Consider the following 4,520-nt stretch of genomic DNA (forward strand, 5'->3'; position numbering starts at 1 on the left):
TGGTGTGGCCGGTCAGGGTCCGGATCAGGGCGCCGCTGCCCGCGTCCCAGATCCGCACCGTCCGGTCGTAGCTGGCGGAGGCCACCACCTGCCGGCCCTGCTCCTGCCACGACGTCACCGCACCCACCGTGCCGGTGTGGCCGGTCAGGGTCCGGATCGTTGTGCCGCTGCCCGCGTCCCAGATCCGCACCGTCGCGTCGTAGCTGGCGGAGGCCACCACCTGCCGGCCCTGCTCCTGCCACGACGTCACCGCCAACACCCCGCCGTCGTGGCCGGTCAGGGCCCGGATCAGGGCGCCGCTGCCCGCGTCCCAGATCCGCACCGTCCGGTCGCCGCTGGCGGAGGCCACCACCTGCCGGTCCTGCTCCTGCCACGACGTCACCGCCAACACCGAGCCGGTGTGGCCGCGCAGGGTCCGGATCGTTGTGCCGCTGCCCGCGTCCCAGATCCGCACCGTCCGGTCGCCGCTGGCGGAGACCACCACCCGCCGGTCCCGCTCCTGCCACGACGTCACCGCCCACACCCAGCCGGTGTGGCCGGTCAGGGCCCGGATCAGGGCGCCGCTGCCCGCGTCCCAGATCCGCACCGTCCCGTCGTCGCTGGCGGAGGCCACCACCTGCCGGTCCCGCTCCTGCCACGACGTCACCGCCCGCACCGGGCCGGTGTGGCCGCGCAGCGGATCCGGCCCGTCCGGTACGTCGGCGGCCAGCCCGGTCGGGCCGGTAGCACCGGCGCTGGGCAGGCGCCACAACCGCACCGTCCGGTCGGCGCTGGCGGAGACCACCACCCGCTGGTCCTGCTCCTGCCACGACGTCACCGCCGACACCCCGCCGGTGTGGCCGGTCAGGGTCCGGATCAGGGCGCCGCTGCCCGCGTCCCAGATCCGCACCGTCTGGTCGTGGCTGGCGGAGGCCACCATCCGCTGGCCCGGCTCCTGCCACGACGTCACCGCCCACACCCAGTCGGTGTGGCCGGTCAGGGTCTGGATCAGGGTGCCGCTGCCCGCGTCCCAGATCCGCACCGTCCCGTCGGCGCTGGCGGAGGCCACCACCTGCCGGCCCTGCTCCTGCCACGACGTCACCGCCAACACCCCGCCGGTGTGGCCGGTCAGGGTCCGGATCAGGGCGCCGCTGCCCGCGTCCCAGATCCGCACCGTCCCGTCGTCGCTGCCGGAGGCCACCACCTGCCGGTCCTGCTCCTGCCACGACGTCACCGCCAACACCGAGCCGGTGTGGCCGGTCAGGGTCTGGATCAGGGCGCCGTTGCCCGCGTCCCAGATCCGCACCGTCTGGTCGTGGCTGGCGGAGGCCACCATCCGCCGGTCCTGCTCCTGCCACGACGTCACCGCCCACACCCCGCCGGTGTGGCCGGTCAGGGTCTGGATCAGGGCGCCGTTGCCCGCGTCCCAGATCCGCACCGTCCGGTCGTAGCTGGCGGAGGCCACCACCTGCCGGTCCTGCTCCTGCCACGACGTCACCGCCACCACCAGGCCGGTGTGGCCGGTCAGGGCCCGGATCAGGGCGCCGCTGCCCGCGTCCCAGATCCGCACCGTCTGGTCGTGGCTGGCGGAGGCCACCATCCGCCGGTCCTGCTCCTGCCACGACGTCACCGCCCGCACCGGGCCGGTGTGGCCGCGCAGCGGATCCGGCCCGTCCGGTACCTCGGCCAGCAGTCGCTCAGGTTGCCCGCCAGAGCTGACCACCGGCGGCCGACTCCCGGTCACCGCGCTCGTTACCGGCTGCGACTGCCAGGGTATCCAAGTCTCGGTGTCGGGAGGTGGCGGTGGGGCGGGGTGTTCCTGGTTGACCGGCAGGAGTGGGTCGTAGTGTCCCGGCCGGTATGCCACGCGTAGCAGTGGGCCCTCGTGCCCGACGACCGGGTGCGGGTGGTACGCGCCGCCAACCTCTTCCCAGATCTGAACCCGGACGTGGTAGTTGGCGAGCAACCAGTCCAGGAATCCGTCGCCGTAGATGTCGGTTGGTCGCGCCGCGAGCCCGTCGGCCACCACGAGATTGCCCTGGCCCAGAGTTTCCCGCGCCTGCTGTAGCAGGGTTTGGGCGGTCACGTCCTGGTGTTCCTGCGGCCGAGCCTCGCGAAGAAGCTGCGCCAACGAGTCCAGCAGGCATAGTTGACCTTCACCCTGGCCGGTTCCCAGACGCGTCCCGTCGGGTGGCGGTGGTGCCGCCTGGCGCAGCTCGTGGAACCAACCCACCACCGCATCGAGCGTGGACGCGGCGACCGTCAGCCACTCGCCCGCATCAACCCCGCCGTCATCGGGCCCTGCCCTGCCGCCATCAGAACCCTCCCGCGGCCGCGAGTATGGCACCAAGGCCAGCCTGGTCGATGGTCGAACAAGGCCATTCAACGCCCGCAACAGTGCCCGCGCCTCGTTGTCGAGGGTGTCATCCTGCCGCAGGAGCCCCACCACCTGGTTGTCGTGGCGCCTCCATACCCGGTTGCGTTGCCCCCAGTAGCCCAGCGACTCGGCCTCGAAGTCGTTGCTGCGGATCTGTTCCTCGACCCCGTCGCTCAGCATGTAGGCGTCAATATTCGCCCGCCCACCGGCAGTGATGAGTGGAGAAACCGCCACGTCGCCGAACTGAAGACTGTAGTCGGCCAGGAAGAGCGCGCGCAGAAACCGTTGCACCTGGCCAGGCATCGGTACGTCTTCACGGCCCCACACTCGCGTCACCAGCTCCGCCAGAAAGTCTTGCAGGCGGTCTGGCAACCCCGCGTGGACAGTGCTCACCGCCGTGTTCACCCTGCGCGCGCTGGCCTGCTCAGCCCACCACGCCAACCACAAACCTCGACGATCGGCCCACCCGGCAAGGCTGGACAGCTGCCAAGCCAACGACACCGTCGCGCGCAGGAGCTCACCCTCACCAACATCCAGGCCCGCCGCCCAATCTGACATGCGTCGCGCCAACACGCCCGGCCGCTGCTGCGAACCAAACTGGCGGGCGACCTGCTCCCGATAGGCCTGCCACCCATCCGCGGCGGCGGGAACACCTACCCGCACCCCGATCTCTGCCCGCCCCCGCAACACCTGACCGACCCGCGCCGCCGACAACGGCGCGCTACCAACCCTCACACCACGCTCAGCCTCCGCCACTTCACCCGCAGACCAACCAGCAACACCACCGACAACCGCATCACCGCCCGGCCGCCCATCACCCGCCCGGCCCGCCGACTCGTCGAGATCCATCGCATCACCCGCGGCGGGCTCAGCCGCACCCTGACGCCGCGCCTCAGCGACGGCCCGTGCGACCAGATCATCCAAAGACCCTGTCAACAGACTCCCGACGTCAAAGCGCACCACCACGTCGCCGGTATCCGCCTCGGCCCTGCCCGAGACAGCCATATCAGCCACCACGACGCGCAACCCGTCGGCACTGCCGCGCCCCAACTCGGCATTGGCAGCCCGCTCAACGCGCCGCGCCTGCTCACCAGCGCGGCGCAGCATCTCACGGGTCTGGTGACGCACCCGCTGGCTCGTCTCAGGCGACGGCCGCCCCGGGGCCGCCTCCAGATACACCCGGCCAGGATCCCGCCCACCCCGCCGACCACCACCACGCCCGCCACCAACGCCACCACGCCGCGACGAACGCCCTCCACTCGAGTCCCTGTTGGGCTGCGTCACCCGTCCTGCCTTTCACCCAGGGCCCGGCGTGGGCGCTTGTCTCATATCAAAGATGGTGCACGACCCGACCTACTTCCCGCGCGCCTGGTCGTACCTGGCCCAGGCGTAGTTTTCAGCCCGGAATCAGCGTAACGCTGGTCAACCGGTCGGCGGCACGAGCGGCCCCGCCATCCTGCGGGACCAGCTCTGACCAGCGTTGTCGTTGGTTTTTCGCTGTTTACTACGGCCGGGCCTTGCAGGTGCGCTCGTCAACGACGGCGAACGGCCGGGCCGGGTTGCGGTGCCGCTCCCGCAGCTTGTCCCTGAGGTTCCCCCGATAACGCGGAGGGTTGGTTAGCAGGCTAGAGCCTGCTCATGGGTGGTGTTCACGGGGTTCGGTGCGTCGATGTTGTTTGTGTACCAGGCGGCCTCGTACTCGTCGGGTGACAGCCAGCCGAGGTCCTTCTGGATGCGTTCGCGGTTGTACCACCCGTCGATGTAGGTGAAGATCGCGTTCTCCGCCTCGTCGCGGGTCCGCCATGAGGTGCGGTAGACGAGTTCGATCTTCAGGGTGGAGAAGAAGTTCTCCATCAGGGCGTTGTCGTAGCTGTCTCCGACGGAGCCCATCGAGGGCAGGATCCCGTTGTCCGCCAAGCGTTCGGAGAACTTGATCGCGGTGTAGGTCTTAGGTTCAAGGAGTCGTTGCAACACCGGCTCGTTGGATCGATTCTAGGTGTTCGTTCAGGGCTTCTGCTGGCTTCTCCACCCCAGAGACTTGCGCGGCCGGCTGTTGAGTGCGGCGGCGATGGCGCCGAGGTCGGTGATGCTGTGTCGTGATAGGTCGGTGCCTTTGGGGAAGTACTGGCGCAGCAACCCGTTGGTGTTCTCGTTCGTGCCGCGT

Annotated in this window: 3 protein-coding genes and 1 pseudogene; all 4 read right to left on the reverse strand. The window is 70.1% G+C overall.

Going from position 1 to position 4,520, the window contains the following annotated elements:
* Positions 1–2,659, reverse strand: a 2,659-nt coding sequence (locus AB0G14_RS34730) for a WD40 repeat domain-containing protein (protein ID WP_357704873.1), incomplete at its 3' end; no start/stop codon positions are given.
* Between the two features lie 428 nt (positions 2,660–3,087).
* Positions 3,088–3,276, reverse strand: a complete 189-nt coding sequence (locus AB0G14_RS34735; protein ID WP_357704875.1) for a hypothetical protein — start codon at positions 3,274–3,276, stop codon at positions 3,088–3,090.
* Between the two features lie 697 nt (positions 3,277–3,973).
* Positions 3,974–4,327: an IS3 family transposase gene (locus AB0G14_RS34740; RefSeq protein WP_357704877.1), complete on the reverse strand. Its 354-nt coding sequence runs from the start codon at positions 4,325–4,327 to the stop codon at positions 3,974–3,976.
* Positions 4,311–4,520: pseudogene (locus tag AB0G14_RS34745) on the reverse strand (IS30 family transposase); the annotation flags it as partial. The gene AB0G14_RS34740 and the pseudogene AB0G14_RS34745, both read right to left, overlap by 17 nt.

Origin of the sequence: Micromonospora sp. NPDC023814 (assembly GCF_040639595.1) — a bacterium.
Lineage (GTDB): Bacteria > Actinomycetota > Actinomycetes > Mycobacteriales > Micromonosporaceae > Micromonospora.

Excerpts from the sequence above, each read along its gene's own strand:
- AB0G14_RS34735 (WP_357704875.1), bottom strand. The coding sequence starts at position 3,276 with ATGATCTGGTCGCACGGGCCGTCGCTGAGGCGCGGCGTCAGGGTGCGG.